Source organism: Candidatus Saccharimonadales bacterium, from assembly GCA_035697325.1.
Lineage (GTDB): Bacteria > Patescibacteriota > Saccharimonadia > Saccharimonadales > Saccharimonadaceae > JALRBM01.
This window is the reverse complement of sequence record DASSDB010000002.1, coordinates 1-15,868: the sequence shown is the minus strand read 5'-3', so window position 1 is coordinate 15,868 and position 15,868 is coordinate 1. Positions and strand designations below refer to the sequence as shown.

The following is a 15,868-nucleotide window of genomic DNA, read 5'->3' as shown; positions in this document are numbered from 1 at the left end:
GTATAATAGTGGAGATGAATGTTATTGAAGCTATTGTCCTTGGACTGGTACAGGGGCTCACTGAATTCATACCAGTAAGTAGTTCGGGGCACCTCGTTATTGCGCAGCAGCTATTCGGTATGGCACCCGACCACTTATTCATTGAATTTATTAACTTCGGAACACTTTTCGCGCTGGTTATTTACTTCCGTAAGCGCATCATTGAAATTTGCAAGGACGTATTTGTTAATCGTAACTTCATCCTGGCACGCAACATCCTTATTACAGCCATTCCGGCCGGTGCAATTGGCTTTTTCCTTTCTAATTTTATTGAAACATCACCTTTCTTTAGTAGCTTAATTGTCGTCACAGTCGCACTAGCGACGGTAGGGGCAATTATGGTTTTGGCCGACAAGTTACCCAAGGCCAGCCCTAAAGAACATGGCCAGCATTTAGGACCATCGCGTGCATTCTGGATTGGTATTGCGCAAGTGTTTGCACTTATCCCAGGTGTTTCGCGTTCCGGCTCGACAATTATTGCTGGACGCTTGGCAGGGCTTAATGCAGCGGCGGCAGCAGAATATAGTTTTTTAGTGTCACTTCCTATTATGATTGGCGTTTCAGTAAAGCTGCTCGTCAAATCAAGCGACCGTGCCTACCTGTTCGATCACTTACCAATGTTGCTTTTAAGTAATGCTGTCGCGTTTATTTCAGGACTTATTGCCGTAGGTTTCCTTATGAAATACTTATCCAAACATGGCCTGGCGTTATTTGGCTGGTATCGGCTTGGCCTCGCGGGTATCTTAACGGTTGTACTTTTGCTAAAATAAGAGACGTTACAAGCAAGTAGGAGAATAACTTATGGAACGAACACTGGTTGTTTTTAAGCCAGATGCTGTACAGCGCGGCATTGTCGGGGAAGTCTTAAGCAGATTTGAAAAAGTTGGATTAAAAATCGTAGCGATGAAAATGGCTAATCCGGATGAGGATCACTATTTCCATCACTACGAAACAATTGGCAAGATGGTTTCGAGGCGAGGCGAAGACCAGTTTAAGGTTCAGCTTGGCGCAATGCAAGAGGGTCCGGTTATCGCAATGATCCTAGAGGGAGTTGAAGCTGTTGTTTTAGTACGCAAAATGGTTGGCGCGACCAATACCAAAGAAGCGGCACCGGGGACAATCCGTGGTGACTACGCCCACGCTAGCCTTGATCATGTCAACGCTCATAACGTAGCACTGCCTACTATCCTTCACGCGTCAGGTGATCCTGATGAAGCAAAGCAAGAAATTGAACACTGGTTCTCTGAAGATGAAATTTATGACGAATACCAGACTGTTCACGAGTACTTTACTCAGCCACGTCCTGGCAGCGCCCGCAAATAGGGGCATCCTTTATGAAAAAACAGCGGTCAGGCGGCCGCTGTTTTTATGCTATACTAACCCTAATACGCCTCGGTAGCTCAATTGGATAGAGCAGTTCCGTCCTAAGGAAAAGGTTGCAGGTTCGACTCCTGCCCGGGGTACCAAAGGGGAATTATGACTAAAAAAGACGATTTTCAACCAGAGTTTGACGGTCAACGCGCGGACGAGCAATTATTATTTATCTTTCGTCGTCATATGATATCTATGCGAAAGGGATTTTATCTTCTTCTTATTCCGTTCGCTCTTTCGGCCATCCCGCCGCTTATCTGGCAAAATACGATTGAACTCTTTCTTCTTCCGATTGCTGGTTTGATCATTGGTATTCTGCTGTTTGCGTACCATTTTATCATGTGGTATTTTACCATCTACATCGTGACCGACCAGCGCATAAGACAAGTGACGCAACATGGTTTCTTTGGAAAGGATGTGGTGGAGCTCAATCTATCAAAAATCCAAAACATAAGCTATAATATACCTGGATTCACGGGAGAGATATTTGGATTTGGGACAATCATCATCCAAACCGTTGTTGGCGACCTCATTATCAAGAAGGTTGATCATCCCGAAGAAATTTATAACAAGCTCCAGGACGCAGTATCTGTAGCGGTGGGTAACGAGAAGCAAGGGGATTATGAAAAAATTACGACTTAAACGACGCGATAAAGCAAGCAAACAAGCACCTGCTCGTATAACCAACGAAACCGTCGCAGAGCATCGTGAGCGAATCTTGGCTGGCGGTCGTCGCTTCAAGTACCCGATGCAATATGCCAAACACCGTCTTGTTTTTAATACGATTTTGGTCACAATCGTCGCACTGCTTCTCGTTGTGCTTGTAGGGTGGTGGCAGCTTTATATCGTTCAAAATACCAGCACCTTTTTTTATCGGGTAACACGTGTATTACCGCTACCGGTTGCATCTATTGACGGAGAGTCGGTTCGTTATGGCGACTACCTCATGTACTATAATAGCTCGGCTCACTACTTACAGCGAAGCGAGCAGCTCAATCTTAGCAGCGAAGATGGCAAGCGGCAACTAGATTTCGTAAAGCGAAAGTCTATGAACACCGTTCTTGCCGATGCCTACGCTGCTAAACTTGCACACGATCTTGGTATTACAATATCAAACGATCGGATTGATAAAGTCATTGATGATGATAGAAATACGGCAAATGGTCGCATCTCTCAGGAGACATACGACGCATCTGCCCTTAACGTGCTTGGTTGGAGTCCCGATGAGTACAGAGAGGATGTAAAAGCGAAGCTCACACGCCAAGATGTGTCTTACTCAATTGACACACAGGCCAAGCAAAAAGAAGAAAAGGCGGCCGAGCTCATTAAAACGGCTGGTCCCGACTTCGATAAAATTGCGGCCGAGCTTAGTGGTGAGAGCAAGGTTGAATCGGGAATTTCGGGACTCGTTTCGTATACCAACCGTGATGGTGGCTTGAGTGCTGCTGCGGTGAAGCTAAATAAAGACGAAGTATCTGGCGTTATAAAAACAACAACAGGTGATGGCTATTACTTTATCCGTCTGCTTGAAAAAACCGATACTCAAGTAAGCTATGCTTTTCTAAAAATACCCCTTACGGAATTTAACAAACGCCTTACGGAATTAAAAAAGGCAGGCAAGGTGAAAGAATTTATTCAGATCCCTGAAGTGCAGGCTCAAGGGGTTACTGATAACAATAGTCAAACACAATAAGGAGGGGTGAAATGTACACACTACCGGATTTACCATACGAATACGATCAGTTGGGTAAGTATATCAGTAAAGAAATCATGCAACTCCATCATGATAAGCATCATCAGGCATATGTTGACAAGCTTAACGCGGCTCTTGAAGCCGCACCGGCTTTAAAAGAACGTCCTCTCGAGACGCTCCTTTCGGACCTAGGCAGTCTACCCGAGTCGGTTCAGGCGGCTATTCGAAACCAAGGTGGTGGTCATTATAACCACAGCCTATTTTGGCAATGGATGTCACCGGACGGAGGCGGAGAGCCGACTGGTGATCTGGCAAAGGCGATCACAGATCGTTACGGAAATTTCCAGGCATTTGTAGATGAATTTACAGCAAAGTCTCTTGGTGTATTTGGAAGTGGATGGGCGTGGCTTCAGCCGAATCTTGATATTATTACAACACCAAACCAAGACACGCCCCTTAGCCAGGGGTTAGAAGCGCCTCTTTTGGGCCTCGATGTTTGGGAGCATGCTTACTATCTTGATTACAAAAACAAACGTGATGATTATATTAAAGCATGGTGGAGTGTAGTAAATTGGGACTTCGTCCAAAGTCGTTACGAGTCGAAGTAGAACTATCGAGTCACGCGAACAATAGAGTGGTCCGGATTCTGGTAAATGAAAGCGTTGACGAGCGCGATGCTCGCAAGCGTATGTCCAGCGCTTATTTGGCCGTCGAGCATTAGCTCTTCGGCTTGGCCAAAAGTGAACCATCCTTGGTCAAGGATAACTTCGCTTTTCTCGTGACTGCCGTTCCCGAAGGGTAACGCTCTTGAAAAATCATAAAAAGCGTGCGTTGACCCATACGCTTGTCGAGTGCAACAATACCCACGGCAAGGTGCTCATCGTCAATATAGGTGAAGATTAACACTATCTTCCCGGTGGCTTACGACTCACCTTGAAAATTATCGGATAGCTCATCCAGCATCTCCGTGATGTCATATCAGAAAGTCTATCTCTCTAAGCGAAAGACACTTGTATCTCGAAGTTTGTATCCACGCTTCACGTACATACCCCGAGCGCCTTCTCGGTGGGAACTCGAAGTGAGGTTGATGTTCTTAGCTGGGCTTTGTCTACTAGCACTCTCCGCTATATCCATTAGCCTTGAAGCAATACCTTTCCCTCGATAAGCCCTATCAACCACAACGTCTTCTATCCAGTCCTTCTGCCCAACCAAGATGACCATGGAGCAGAGAAGGGCGGTGCCGACTATACGATCACCATCCAGGGCAATGAAGATTCGGGTGTTGTTGGCCAAAATATATTCAAGCCACTCACGATTGAGCGGCTTAATATCTGGAGATAACTGGGGAAGAAGACGATTAAGGCTGCTAATAGTAGAAGCCGTGACGGCATCTGGAGTCAGTTCAGTATAGTGAATTGCTTGCATCTACGAATATGATGACATGGAAAGAAGGCAGAATCAATGTCCACTCGTCAGTACATACAGGTATTCACCGGGACGGCCATTCGGCCTTTGCGTCGAGGTCCTTTCAACAAAGTATAAACCTATCATAGGCTCGATTGTCTTTATAAAAAATTCACCCCATCAAGGTGTCATAAGACGATGAGGTGAATTTGAATCATATCTTGGCGGGCCCGACCGGATTTGAACCGGCGATCTCCTCCGTGACAGGGAGGCGTGATAACCCCTTCACTACGAGCCCATGATGCTATCTTAGCTCCACACATGATAGCAGTTTTTGCCTTGAGGCGCAACAGGGAAAGAGACTATTTGTTGGATGTCCGGGCGGTGCTATAATAACCAAGAGACTTACATAGATGCCGCTGTAGCTCAGCTGGTAGAGCGGCGCTTTCGTAAAGCGTAGGTCACCGGTTCAAATCCGGTCAGCGGCTCCATGGTCGATCTCTTATAGGAAAAATATGAAAACAGCAGGCATTAATTACATTAAACTCATTATCGCCGATAGGGCGCTTGCGTTGCTGCTTTTGCTGTTTATTCTCATTATCGTAGCTTACTCTATCTATGTGGGTGTTTCCTTGAGGCCAAGTGACCTTCAAGTGGCGGTGCACTATAGCTCGTTCGGCGAAACAAGTTTCTATCGCGATAAATGGTATTATTTTATTAACTTCATCGTTGTTGGTGCTCTGATGGCAATCGCGCACACTGTCTTAACGGTGAAACTTTTCACTCAGGGTCGTCGTACGCTTGCACTGGCATTTGTTTGGTTTAGTATCCTCCTTGCGGTTATTGTCTGGTTTACAACTTGGGCAGTCCTAAGGGTGGCATTCCTTTAATCTATGCTAGATCTAGAGCTACCTCTAAAAAAACGTACGCGGTTCTACCGTTTTTTTGAAATGCTTCCTGCTATCTTAAGCTACGGTATGCTTTTGTTGCTTGTTATACTATCTTTCTTTAGCCCACTAGCGGCAGCTGTCTATCTACTCCTCATTATCATTACGGTACTTGTAAAAGCTATAGGTATCGCAATCCATACGGTTGGCGGCCGCAACAGGCTTGATAGAGCTCAGAACGTTGACTGGCGTGCAAGGCTTCTCCAGCTTGAGGATCCGGTGAAGAGCTACAAGCAGGAGAAACTTGCTCGCTCCAAAGGGTTCGGATTCGAAGTTCACAAAGAAAATCTTCGTCTTATGGCTGCCGACCCGGCGGCGTTTCCAAAGCCCTCGGAGGTATATAACGCCGTTATAGTTGCCGCATATAACGAGTCCTACGAAGTCATCGAGCCGACCATCCAGTCCGTCTCTGATACAACGTTTGATAATGATAAGCTGATCGTTGTTTTTACATATGAAAGCAGGGGAGGCGAAGCTATCGCAGCTACGGCGGCAAGGCTGAAAGAAAAGTTTGCTCATTCATTCAAAGCGTTTCACGTTATTGAGCACCCTGACGGCCTTCCAGACGAGATTCGAGGTAAAGGAAGCAACATTACGTTTGCCGGACATTTCTTAAAAGACTGGCTCAAAAAGGAAAACATTGAATACAAAAATGTCATTGTCACTACTCTCGATAGCGATAACCGTCCCCACGCGACCTATTTTGACTATGTAACGTACGAGTATATCGTGCACGAAGATCGCAAGCATCTCTCATACCAGCCGATAGCCCTTTTTTTGAATAATATTTGGGATGCTCCGGCACCGATGCGGGTGTTGGCGACGGGCAACTCATTTTGGAATATTATCAGTTCAATGCGGCCTCATACGCTAAGGAATTTCGCCTCCCATTCTCAGCCCATGGATGCATTGGTTGAGATGGACTTCTGGAGTAAGCGAAGTATCGTAGAAGATGGCCACCAGTATTGGCGAAGTTATTTCTATTTTGGTGGAAACTACTCTGTTATACCAGTGTATGTTCCAATTTATCAAGACGCCGTTCTTGCGGACACTTACCCTCGCACCCTTAAAGCCCAATTTATTCAGCTTCGAAGGTGGGCATATGGCGCTTCAGATATACCTTACGTTGCAACGCGCTTGTTCTCAAAGCAAAGGAACGTTCCTTTCTTTGCGGGCTTAGCCCGGCTCCTTCGCCTTGTTGATGGGCATGTTACGCTAGCCAGCGTACCAATCCTTGTAGCTGTAGGGGGCTGGATACCGCTTCTTGTTAACAGTCAGGCTGCTCGTGATATTGCCGCGCATCAACTTCCAGAGGTGGTAAGTGGAGTGCAGAGGGTGGCGATGATAGGCCTGGTTATTACTATCTTCTTGGCGTTTAAAATGCTACCGCCTCGTCCAGAAAGATATAAGCGGCATCGGACCATCTGGATGCTTCTTCAATGGGGGCTCATGCCTGTCACGGCGATCGCTTACAGTGCATTTGCAGCGTTCAATGCACAAACACACCTTCTCCTCGGCAAATATCTCGACAAATTCGATGTCACCGAGAAGGCGACTCATCAGTCGGTTGCCCGCGCCAGGCGGTCGAAGGGCGTCCACGGCGCTGCCGGGTTGAAACGATAAGCTGATGTTGCGCAGCATATTGAAGGGCTGCCAGTTCGTCAAATCGCTTTAAAACTCCGTGTGCGCAGGCTGCTATTTCTTCAGGGGTGAGGACCTCTACCTGAGTAGAAAGGGTAGTCTCGATAGTTCGGGCAAGCTCTAGCGTGTGGAGCTTTGCGGATGTTTCGGAGTGAGTGAATGCTTTTGCAAGGCTAAGCGTGAGTCGCCCCAAATTGAAGGGCTCAGCTTTGTCTGGACGATGTACCATAGCATTCTCAGCCAAAGAAGGTGATTCATGGGTTGTAAAGACAACCTTACAGTTAGAACAAAAACGTCGGCGCCATATGAGTGGCTGTTTTTTCTTGGGCCGAGAGTTAACGACCTGCGTCTTTGGGTGAAAACAATTTATGCAAAACATGTCTATATATTGACATACAGCTATATAAAAAGCTAGTGGAAAACCATAAAAAAGAATGTGGATGAAAAGAGACACTCCCAGGTAAGGAGTGTCTCCGGTATTTACTTAACTGTAAACTATTGCTTATGGGTACGAACGCGAATAGCTTTTTTTGCATCACGCCAAGTCATATCATATTCAAATGAGATAGGGACTTTTTCTAGCGCAGATGGTTTGTGCCGTATGGTATCTTTAGCCATACTTTAATATTAGCATAAGCATATAAAAATGTCAATCATGCAGGATGGAGAAAATATATCATATATGAAATGAAAACAGAGATATAAAAGCTATTTTTTTCGTGGAAAACTTGTGAGAAAAAAGTCTCCTTTGTTATACTTAAGCTCATCATGAAAATTCCTATCGTCGATAAGGACGACCATATCATTGTCTATAAAGAGCGCGAAGAAGTTGATTATAGTTCGGATATCTTTCGAACAGCTTCCTTATGGATTACCAACAATAGGGGCGATATCCTTCTAGCTCAGCGCAAGTTTGATAAGAAAGTAGATCCAGGAAAATGGGCGGAAGCAGTTGGTGGGACTGTTGAGGGCGAAGACTCGTATGTAGATACGGTTCTTCGCGAAGCCGAAGAAGAACTGGGTCTTTCTGGTGTTATTGTTAAAGAAGGTCCTAAGCAATTTATCACTTCTCCTTGTGATTACTTTGTTCAGTGGTATAGTGCTACGGTAGATCTGCCAATCGAAGCATTTACAATTCAACGAGAAGAAGTGGAACAAATTGCTTGGATACCTCGGAGTCAACTATTAGAAGAGCTCCGCCATAATCCAGAGAAGTACATTCAGGTGATGCCTGAGATTTTAGCACTTTTCCCGTGATTATTTACCAAGAAGCTGGTGGATATCAGAGATAACCTGCTGACTATTCGTGGAGAGAATTGCTGTCATTCCTAGAGCTCGAGCGGGGACCAAAAACCGTTCGCGATCATCAATATAGACTATCTCTTCCGGTGAGAGATCCGCAAAGTGTTCGAGCGCTATGGTGTATATTTCACCATCTGGTTTAGCGTAGCCTACCTCGCACGATTTTATAGTGAAATCAAAGCTTTCGTAGCCACCACCTTCCCGTACCTCACGTTCAGTCGTAGGCGTAACATTCGTAAGAAGCCCGATGGGATAACTTGGCCCGTTCGTCTCTCAATAGTTTTCCAGAGAGTCTCATCGGTGATGCGGCCTCGTAGATAGTCGGGCCAGACTGACATAAAAATATCATTTACTTTATCCTTAGGCATATTGAGCGTAGTTGCAAGTTTTTCAGGAGGGGTGTATTTGGCATCGTTGCTTCGAGTCATAACACCATCATAGTCAAAAAGAAATCCGCGAATCATATACCAAACTATAGCATAAGATAATAAAAGCCCTCCTGGGAGAAGGACCTCTAATCTTTTTGGTGGGCGATAGAGGAGTCGAACCTCTGACCTCCACAACGTCAATGTGGCGCTCTAGCCAGCTGAGCTAATCGCCCGTTCAGCCTTAAATAGCATAGCAAACAGAGGAGGGACTTGCAATAACAAGGGTAAGTGATTATTATGTGATAGAGTGACGACGCGGCCCAACCATCCGCTGAACTCCGTGGGAGGAGTGACGTACGTAAACGTTGCTTCATAAGTGCCTGAGTTTTTCAGGAAGTCCGGTGGAACCGCCCATAAAAGGGTCCGAGACATGCGATATATGGATTTAACGCTATTAAAACCAGTTATCGCATGTTTTTATTATTTAAACTAAAAGAGGAGGCATTATGAGTAACGAACAATTACATGCAATGCGGCACAGTTTGGCGCATATTACCGCTTCTGCGGTCAAAAAACTTTGGCCAGAGGCGAAGTTTGGCGTGGGACCTGTTGTTGAAAATGGCTTTTACTATGACATTGATCTGGGGGCGCAGAAGGTCTCCGAGGCTGACTTCGCTAAAATTGAGAAAGTGATGCGGCAGATCATTAATGAAGGACAGCCCTTTGAGCGGTTTACGATGCCGATTGACGAGGCAATCGCCTGGGCTAAAGAAAATAACCAGCCTTATAAAGAAGAGCTTCTTAATGATTTGAAGCGCGCGGGAACAACAGTCGCAAAAGATATCGATAGTGAAGCTATGGGCACAATCGCTGAGGGCGATGCGGCTCTGGATGAAGTATCCTTCTTTAAAAACGGAGACTTCACCGATCTTTGTAGGGGCCCTCATGTGGCAAATACGAAAGAAGTAGGGGCCTTTAAACTGATGCGAGTAGCCGGCGCATACTGGCGTGGTAAAGAAAACAACCCCCAAATGCAGCGGTTATATGGTGTTGCTTTTACAACAAAAGTAGAATTGGACGACTATTTGGAGCGCCTTGAGCAGGCTAAGCAACGTGATCACCGTAAGCTAGGGAAAGACCTGGATATCTATACAAGTTCAACACTCATAGGTGCTGGCCTCCCCCTGTTTACCCCAAGAGGGACTATTCTTCGGGATAAAATTAATGAACTTGCACAGTCATATCGTAGTAAAAATGGCTATGAGAAAGTCTGGATCCCCCATATCGCAAAGTTAGACACATATAAGACCTCCGGCCATTTTGAAAAGTTTCCAGAATTACTGAGATTCACCTCAATGGAATCAGGTGACGAGCTTGCCCTTAAGCCTGTAAACTGTCCGCATCATACTCAGATATTTGCAGGCCGGCCACGAAGTTATCGTGAACTTCCTATCAAGTACCTGGAAACAACAACTGTGTTTCGCGACGAGAAAAGCGGTGAGCTCGGAGGCTTGAACCGTGTCCGCGCAATCACTCAAGATGATTCGCATGTTTTCTGTGCGGAAGAACAGGTAGAAAGTGTATTTTCTGAGCTGATAGCCAGCGCCCAAGAGATGTATGAATTACTTGGATTGAAACTTTCTCTTCGTCTTTCATTTCGGGATGACGCCGACAACTATCTTGGCGATCCTGAGGTGTGGGAACGGGCACAAGGATCGATTAAGCACTTGGCAGAAAAGTTTGAGCTTGAGTACGAAGTTGGAATTGGTGAGGCTGCGATTTATGGTCCGAAGATGGACTTTATGGCAACCGATGCTCTTGGGCGCAAATTCCAGCTTGCTACCGTCCAACTTGACTATGCTATGCCTGAACGGTTCGGTCTTGAATATACAGATGAAGCTGGTGAAAAACGCCGACCTGTTATGGTGCACTGCGCTTTGCTGGGATCTATCGAGCGCTTCCTTAGTATCTATATCGAACACACTGGAGGCTGGTTCCCGTTATGGGTAGCACCGGAGCAGGTTCGTATCCTTACTATTAATGATACGGTGCTGGATTATGTCGATGAAATTGAAAAGGTTCTTCAGAATACCGTGTTGATGCAGCCTGTTAAGTACAATGAAATTCGATTTACACGCGATGATCGCAATGAAAGCCTTGGCAAGAAGATTCGCGAGGCGACCTCTTGGAAAATTCCTGTTCAGCTAATCATCGGGCCTAAGGACAAAGAGGCGCGAGAGGTAAGTGTGCGTACTCGTGACAGTGAAGAGAAAGTTTCTCTCGATAGGCTTCAGGACTACTTGAAAGGGCTTTAAAGTGAAAGAGGAAGTTCCTGTTGGCTTTCGCGAAAAAGTGTACGAAATTATGGCGCAGGTGCCCTATGGACGCGTTATAACTTATGGAGATGTTGCTGGTCTTGCGGGTAGGGCGAATGCAGCCCGAATTGTAGGTGGCGTTGCTCATCATGGCCCTATAGAGTTGCCGTGGCATAGATTAGTGAATCGGTTTGGTGGACTGGCGTCAGGTTTTCACGGTGGTCGAGAAGCGCAGGAACAGCTCTTGGCCCAAGAGGGTGTTATGTGTACGGATTTTATCATTGATAACTTTAAGGATGTACGATGGAATCTCGATCCCCAGACCAGCTTCCCTTGGTTGTAATAGCCGGGCCGACAGCGAGCGGCAAGACTGCGCTCGCGATAAAACTTGCTAAAAAGTACAACGGTGAGATTATTTGTGCCGACTCAAGAACGATCTACCGTGGAATGGACATTGGAACGGCTAAGCCGACGGCAGAGGAACAGGCGGAAGTGCCTCACTGGGGTATTGATTTAGTAGAGCCAGGTGAACGCTTTACGGCGGCAGACTTTAAGAGCTATGCCGAGGCAAAGATAGGGGAGATACGGGCACGGGGACGTATACCGTTTCTTGTAGGCGGAACAGGGCTTTATATTGATGCGATTCTTTTTGATTATCAGTTTGGTCCCAATACTGACCCAAGCCAGCGCCAAATGCTTGAAGGACTGTCTCTTCTGGAATTACAAGAATATTGTCGCAAAAACAGCATAGTGTTGCCGCAAAATGTTCAAAACAAACGGTATCTTATTCGTGCTATTGAGCAGAAAGGTGTCAATTTAAGGAGAAAAAGTGAACCAATAAGCAATAGTATTATTGTAGGAATTTCTACGGGAAAGCCCATTCTTGATAAAAGGATTGCACTGCGAACTGAACAATTATTTCAAAACGGTGTTGTGGAAGAAGCAATAAAGTTAGGCAAAAAGTATGGCTGGGAGAGCGAAGCTTTTACGGGAAATATCTACAAAATCGTTCGACTTTATCTATCGGGAGAACTGAAGGAAGAAGAAATGAAAGATAAATTTACAACATTGGATCGTCAACTTGCTAAGCGCCAAATGACATGGCTGCGGCGAAACCGATCCATCTATTGGGCTAACTTAGGAGATGCCGAGCACTATATTTCTGGTCTACTCGCCAAGTAGTACGAAGCATGCTATTATAGAACACGAAAGTTACTCGAGGTAGAGAGATGATTGATGCACTATTTGGTTCAAAAACGAGAGTAAAGCTACTCCACCTTTTCCTGAATAACCCAGGCAAGTCTTTTTACGTTCGTGAGATTACCCGACTTATCGATGAACAAATAAATTCGGTTCGTAGAGAATTGGCAAATATGCTTAATGTAGGGATTATTACGAGTGATACGGCGGACAATAAATTGTACTATGAGGTGAATCAGAGGTATGAATACTATGTGCCGTTTCGGGCCATTTTTGCAGACGAAAAAATAAGTGAGGTGAGTCCGACTAACCGTCAGGATAGTTGGCACAATCTTCTTGAGGGGCTCAGTGGTGTTCGTATCGTTCTTCTTGCAGGCGTGTTAGTTAGGGGCTCAGGAGTTGGTATTGATCTCCTGGTCGTAGGAAACGTTTCGGCTGTGAAAGTAAAGAATGTGGTTAAGCAAATAGAGAAAATCGAGGGTAGGGAAATAAATTACAGCGTGATAAGCTACGATGAGTTCTATTATAGGCTTAGCGTTCGTGATAAGTTTATTACAGAGATATTGAATGGTAAGCATGCTGTATTGCTAGATACCGATAAAGTGCTGAAACCGTAAGAGAGGAGCTATATGTTTGATATCGAGTATAAAGGTGGAAACGGCGTGGTTATCGCCACTAAAAAAAGCGAATTGGTAATTGACCCGAATCTGACCGTCGTTGGCCTTAAGCCGCTTGTTACAAAAGGGAAAATAGAGCTTGCTACAGAGGAGCGGTTTGCTATTAATGATCCCGAGGCTATTTTGAATGCGGAGGGTCCGGGCGAATATGAGGTAGGGGACTTTTCTATTCAGGGGATAAGTGCTCATCGCCATATCGATAACGAAACTGATGAGAAGAAGTCTACAATTTATCGAATAGAAGTAGGTGATGTAAGAATTGCACTTTTAGGTAATGTTGCCCCTAAGTTGAGTGAAGATCAATTGGAAGAGATAGGTGTCGTAGATGTGTTGATCCTTCCTGTAGGTGGTGGCGGACTTACCCTTGATGCCACGAGCGCCGCTGCTATCGTCCGTAGTGTGGATCCCAAGGTAGTTATTCCTGTACATTATGCGGATAGTACGCTTACTTACGAGGTGCCTCAGGAGAGTCTCGAGGTGTTTACAAAAGAATTGGCTGCTCCCGTGGAAAAGATCGAAGGTAAATTCAAGGTAAAGGGCGTCGCTTCGCTTCCGGCTACACTTACGACGCTTGCGCTAAGCATTTCGTAGAAGTTGCTACCATAACAAAAATTAGCCTCGAAAGAGGCTAATTTTTTGTAGATATAACCTAAGCGGCTTTTGCTAAAATGCCTTTTTTCTTAAGAGTGCGAATAGCCTGAGTACTAAGGATCATAGTTACTTTTTGGCCATCGACTTCGAAGGTTTTCTTTTGTAGATTTGGCTTAAAGCGGCGTTTTGTGCGTCGCAAAGAGAAACTGACGTTGTTGCCAGTCAAAGCGCCTTTTCCTGTAAGTTCACATCGAGATGCCATAATTAATTTCCACTTATTTTTACAATCTGTACCAGTTTACCTCTTTTGATGGTTTTCGTCAAGGTGAAGCTGACTTTACTAGATAAAATAGTAGGTCGAGGTATATTCTAGAGGTAACTAGATATGAAGGAGAGACATATGAGTTATGAACCCCAAGCCCACGAAGCACAGGTAGCTATATTGCGACATCTGTTATTTACCCCTCATGCGGGTTTTGCTGAACTACAAAAAGGCACTAAGCTAACGAGTGATCACTTTAACTTCCACGTAAAAAAGCTCGTCGAAGAGGGGTATGTCGAAAAAATAGATAAGATATATCGTCTGACGCACAAAGGGAAAGAATACGCTAATCGTATGGATACTGACGAGAAAGAGATTGAAAAACAGCCCAAGGTCTCAATCGCCATTACAATTGAACGTAAAAATAATAAGGGAGAGGCCGAATTTCTTTTTCAGCAGCGCAAAAAGAATCCATATTTCGACTTTTGGGGTCGTATAGGCGGGAAAATGCGCTGGGGCGAGACGATTATAGAGGCGGCAAATAGGGAGCTGCTAGAAGAAACGGGGCTGACTGCAAAGTTTGAGTATAAAACACTTTACCATAAACGAGATTTCAATAAGCAAACAGGGAAGCTTCTTGAGGATAAGATCTTTCTGTGTGTCTATGCGACCGAATATAGCGGGGCCCTCATTGAGCAATTTGAGGGAGGAGTTAATAAGTGGATGACGATAGAAGAATTTCACCAGCAACCTAAGAGGTTCGTCAGTGTGGATGATTTCACTGATCTGATGCAAAGGGACATTCATTACGCAGAGAGACAATTCTATTACGACGAATCTGAGTATTAGTCCTGTATAATGGATATACATGGATTTTGTGCATATTCTCATCGTTTTTGGAGTTATTTTGGTGTCGATGACGCTTCATGAGGCAATGCATGCCTTTACGGGATATTGGCTCGGAGATGACACAGCTAAGCTGGAAGGACGTCTTACTCTTAACCCTTTAAAACACATAGATCCTTTCTTAACCCTTGTGCTTCCTCTGACGCTTGCGATAGCGGGACTCCCTATCTTTGGTGGCGCCAAGCCGGTTCCGTTTAATCCTGCGCGGGTACGATATGACGAATGGGGAGCTGCTCTTATTGCGATTGCGGGACCTCTTACCAACCTTCTGCTTGCATTCATCTCGTTCGGCATTTTTGTTATCTGTGGGCTACCTCAAGATGGAGTTGGCGCATTAATTCTCCATGCTGCTGTATATGTGAACCTCGGCTTTTTCGTTTTTAACATTATTCCTATTCCGCCTCTGGATGGCTCACGCGTATTGTATGCGCTTGCGCCCGAGTTTGTTCGAAGGGGAATGGAGGCGATTGAACGATATGGGATTATCTTTGTTTTTCTCCTCGTTCTTCTCCTAAGCCCGCTAATAGGAGCCTTTATGAGCTCTGCTATAGACTTTTTTGTGACAGTATTTAGTCATATCTTCAGCATTTCGTAAGAAGAGAAGTGCTATAATAAAAGAGTCCCAGGACATACCTAGGCGTATATGATTTTCCTGAATATCATATTGATAGGGAGCTTAATATGATGTATTTCCGTGGAAATACGTTGAGAGCACCCACCTTGCAATGTCGCGAGGAATATCAAGCGCCAACAGTGGTGTTCTGGGATTTTATGACGGGATGTGGCGCAGCCTGGTAGCGCGCACGGCTGGGGGCCGTGAGGTCGCAAGTTCAAGTCTTGTCATCCCGACCATCAGTATTATTTTTCAAGTCAGGCGGAAATAAACATGAACCAACGAATTGCTGTCCGAGCTATTATCCGGAAAGATGAGAAGACACTTTTGTTGCGACGTTCTACGGGACGTCCCTCAATTTTAGGTAAGTTTGAGCTTCCGGGGGGGCGCTTAGACTATGGCGAGCAACCTGAAGATGCACTTGCCAGATATTTACAAAAAGATGCCGGCTTGGTTATCCAAACAGCTCAGCTTTTTGATGTATTAACATATATAGACCATGACGATAGAGATATCCAGTATGTATTCATCTTGTACCT

Annotated in this window: 21 protein-coding genes and 5 tRNA genes; 19 read left to right on the top strand and 7 right to left on the bottom strand. The window is 45.2% G+C overall.

Translation table 11 applies throughout. The annotated features are described in order from the left end of the window. Positions 1-14 precede the first annotated feature (14 nt). The 6 genes from VFH06_00415 (at position 15) to VFH06_00390 (ending at position 3,711) form a co-directional block, all read left to right on the top strand. Positions 15-809, top strand: a complete 795-nt coding sequence (locus tag VFH06_00415) for an undecaprenyl-diphosphate phosphatase (GenBank protein HET6746551.1) — start codon at positions 15-17, stop codon at positions 807-809. 31 nt (positions 810-840) lie between these two features. Next, positions 841-1,362, top strand: coding sequence for a nucleoside-diphosphate kinase (locus VFH06_00410; protein ID HET6746550.1), 522 nt, complete (start codon positions 841-843; stop codon positions 1,360-1,362). Between the two features lie 66 nt (positions 1,363-1,428). Continuing rightward, positions 1,429-1,505: transfer RNA gene (locus tag VFH06_00405), tRNA-Arg, on the top strand. Positions 1,506-1,515: 10 nt separating this feature from the next. After that, positions 1,516-2,052 carry a PH domain-containing protein gene (locus tag VFH06_00400; GenBank protein ID HET6746549.1) on the top strand — a complete coding sequence of 179 codons (537 nt, stop codon included), beginning with the start codon at positions 1,516-1,518 and terminating at the stop codon, positions 2,050-2,052. Further along, positions 2,033-3,103, top strand: coding sequence for a SurA N-terminal domain-containing protein (locus VFH06_00395; protein HET6746548.1), 1,071 nt, complete (start codon positions 2,033-2,035; stop codon positions 3,101-3,103). Before VFH06_00400 ends, VFH06_00395 begins: the two co-directional genes overlap by 20 nt. A gap of 11 nt (positions 3,104-3,114) precedes the next feature. Continuing rightward, positions 3,115-3,711 carry a superoxide dismutase gene (locus tag VFH06_00390; GenBank protein HET6746547.1) on the top strand — a complete coding sequence of 199 codons (597 nt, stop codon included), beginning with the start codon at positions 3,115-3,117 and terminating at the stop codon, positions 3,709-3,711. A 109-nt stretch (positions 3,712-3,820) separates the two neighbouring features. Here the strand turns inward: VFH06_00390 and VFH06_00385 are convergent, their stop codons facing one another. From VFH06_00385 to VFH06_00375, 3 genes are all read right to left on the bottom strand, one after another. Further along, positions 3,821-4,009: a hypothetical protein gene (locus VFH06_00385; GenBank protein HET6746546.1), complete on the bottom strand. Its 189-nt coding sequence runs from the start codon at positions 4,007-4,009 to the stop codon at positions 3,821-3,823. 81 nt (positions 4,010-4,090) lie between these two features. Then, positions 4,091-4,528, bottom strand: a complete 438-nt coding sequence (locus VFH06_00380; protein ID HET6746545.1) for a GNAT family N-acetyltransferase — start codon at positions 4,526-4,528, stop codon at positions 4,091-4,093. Between the two features lie 201 nt (positions 4,529-4,729). Beyond that, positions 4,730-4,805: transfer RNA gene (locus VFH06_00375), tRNA-Asp, on the bottom strand. Positions 4,806-4,922: 117 nt separating this feature from the next. On the opposite strand from VFH06_00375, the gene VFH06_00370 reads away from it, so the two are divergent. From VFH06_00370 to VFH06_00360, 3 genes are all read left to right on the top strand, one after another. Next, positions 4,923-4,998 (top strand) — tRNA-Thr (locus VFH06_00370). A gap of 24 nt (positions 4,999-5,022) precedes the next feature. Beyond that, the gene (locus VFH06_00365) at positions 5,023-5,397 is read left to right on the top strand and encodes a hypothetical protein (protein HET6746544.1); all 375 of its coding nucleotides are present in this window, start codon (positions 5,023-5,025) and stop codon (positions 5,395-5,397) included. 3 nt (positions 5,398-5,400) lie between these two features. After that, positions 5,401-7,077 carry a hypothetical protein gene (locus VFH06_00360; protein ID HET6746543.1) on the top strand — a complete coding sequence of 559 codons (1,677 nt, stop codon included), beginning with the start codon at positions 5,401-5,403 and terminating at the stop codon, positions 7,075-7,077. A gap of 513 nt (positions 7,078-7,590) precedes the next feature. On the opposite strand, the gene VFH06_00355 is transcribed toward VFH06_00360, so the two are convergent. Next, the gene (locus VFH06_00355; GenBank protein ID HET6746542.1) at positions 7,591-7,713 is read right to left on the bottom strand and encodes a hypothetical protein; all 123 of its coding nucleotides are present in this window, start codon (positions 7,711-7,713) and stop codon (positions 7,591-7,593) included. A 150-nt stretch (positions 7,714-7,863) separates the two neighbouring features. On the opposite strand from VFH06_00355, the gene VFH06_00350 reads away from it, so the two are divergent. Further along, entirely contained in the window at positions 7,864-8,352 is a 489-nt protein-coding gene (locus tag VFH06_00350) for an NUDIX domain-containing protein (protein ID HET6746541.1), read from the top strand. A gap of 209 nt (positions 8,353-8,561) precedes the next feature. Here VFH06_00350 and VFH06_00345 read toward each other — a convergent pair whose 3' ends face one another. Next, the gene (locus VFH06_00345; protein HET6746540.1) at positions 8,562-8,861 is read right to left on the bottom strand and encodes a hypothetical protein; all 300 of its coding nucleotides are present in this window, start codon (positions 8,859-8,861) and stop codon (positions 8,562-8,564) included. Positions 8,862-8,921: 60 nt separating this feature from the next. Next, a tRNA-Val gene (locus tag VFH06_00340) sits at positions 8,922-8,998 on the bottom strand. A gap of 273 nt (positions 8,999-9,271) precedes the next feature. Here VFH06_00340 and thrS point away from each other — a divergent pair. Genes thrS through VFH06_00315 form a run of 5 tightly spaced genes read left to right on the top strand, consistent with a single transcriptional unit; the run spans position 9,272 to position 13,548 of the window. Further along, entirely contained in the window at positions 9,272-11,080 is a 1,809-nt protein-coding gene (gene thrS / locus VFH06_00335; protein HET6746539.1) for a threonine--tRNA ligase, read from the top strand. A gap of 1 nt (position 11,081) precedes the next feature. Further along, positions 11,082-11,423: an MGMT family protein gene (locus tag VFH06_00330; protein HET6746538.1), complete on the top strand. Its 342-nt coding sequence runs from the start codon at positions 11,082-11,084 to the stop codon at positions 11,421-11,423. Next, on the top strand, positions 11,384-12,262 hold the full coding sequence (locus VFH06_00325) for a tRNA (adenosine(37)-N6)-dimethylallyltransferase MiaA (GenBank protein HET6746537.1): 879 nt from the start codon (positions 11,384-11,386) through the stop codon (positions 12,260-12,262). Before VFH06_00330 ends, VFH06_00325 begins: the two co-directional genes overlap by 40 nt. Positions 12,263-12,309: 47 nt before the next feature. Beyond that, complete coding sequence (locus VFH06_00320; GenBank protein HET6746536.1) at positions 12,310-12,897, top strand: transcriptional regulator; 588 nt, start codon at positions 12,310-12,312, stop codon at positions 12,895-12,897. A gap of 12 nt (positions 12,898-12,909) precedes the next feature. After that, positions 12,910-13,548, top strand: a complete 639-nt coding sequence (locus tag VFH06_00315) for an MBL fold metallo-hydrolase (GenBank protein ID HET6746535.1) — start codon at positions 12,910-12,912, stop codon at positions 13,546-13,548. 58 nt (positions 13,549-13,606) lie between these two features. On the opposite strand, the gene rpmB is transcribed toward VFH06_00315, so the two are convergent. Next, positions 13,607-13,810 carry a 50S ribosomal protein L28 gene (gene rpmB, locus VFH06_00310; protein HET6746534.1) on the bottom strand — a complete coding sequence of 68 codons (204 nt, stop codon included), beginning with the start codon at positions 13,808-13,810 and terminating at the stop codon, positions 13,607-13,609. Between the two features lie 138 nt (positions 13,811-13,948). Here rpmB and VFH06_00305 point away from each other — a divergent pair, with 138 nt between their 5' ends. The 4 genes from VFH06_00305 to VFH06_00290 form a co-directional block, all read left to right on the top strand. After that, a complete protein-coding gene (locus tag VFH06_00305) occupies positions 13,949-14,659 on the top strand; it encodes an NUDIX domain-containing protein (GenBank protein HET6746533.1) in 711 nt (236 codons plus the stop codon). Positions 14,660-14,678: 19 nt separating this feature from the next. Next, positions 14,679-15,311, top strand: a complete 633-nt coding sequence (locus VFH06_00300; protein ID HET6746532.1) for a site-2 protease family protein — start codon at positions 14,679-14,681, stop codon at positions 15,309-15,311. Positions 15,312-15,491: 180 nt separating this feature from the next. After that, positions 15,492-15,568, top strand: a tRNA-Pro gene (locus VFH06_00295). 34 nt (positions 15,569-15,602) lie between these two features. Further along, the coding region (locus VFH06_00290; GenBank protein ID HET6746531.1) for an NUDIX domain-containing protein at positions 15,603-15,868 on the top strand (266 nt) is incomplete at its 3' end.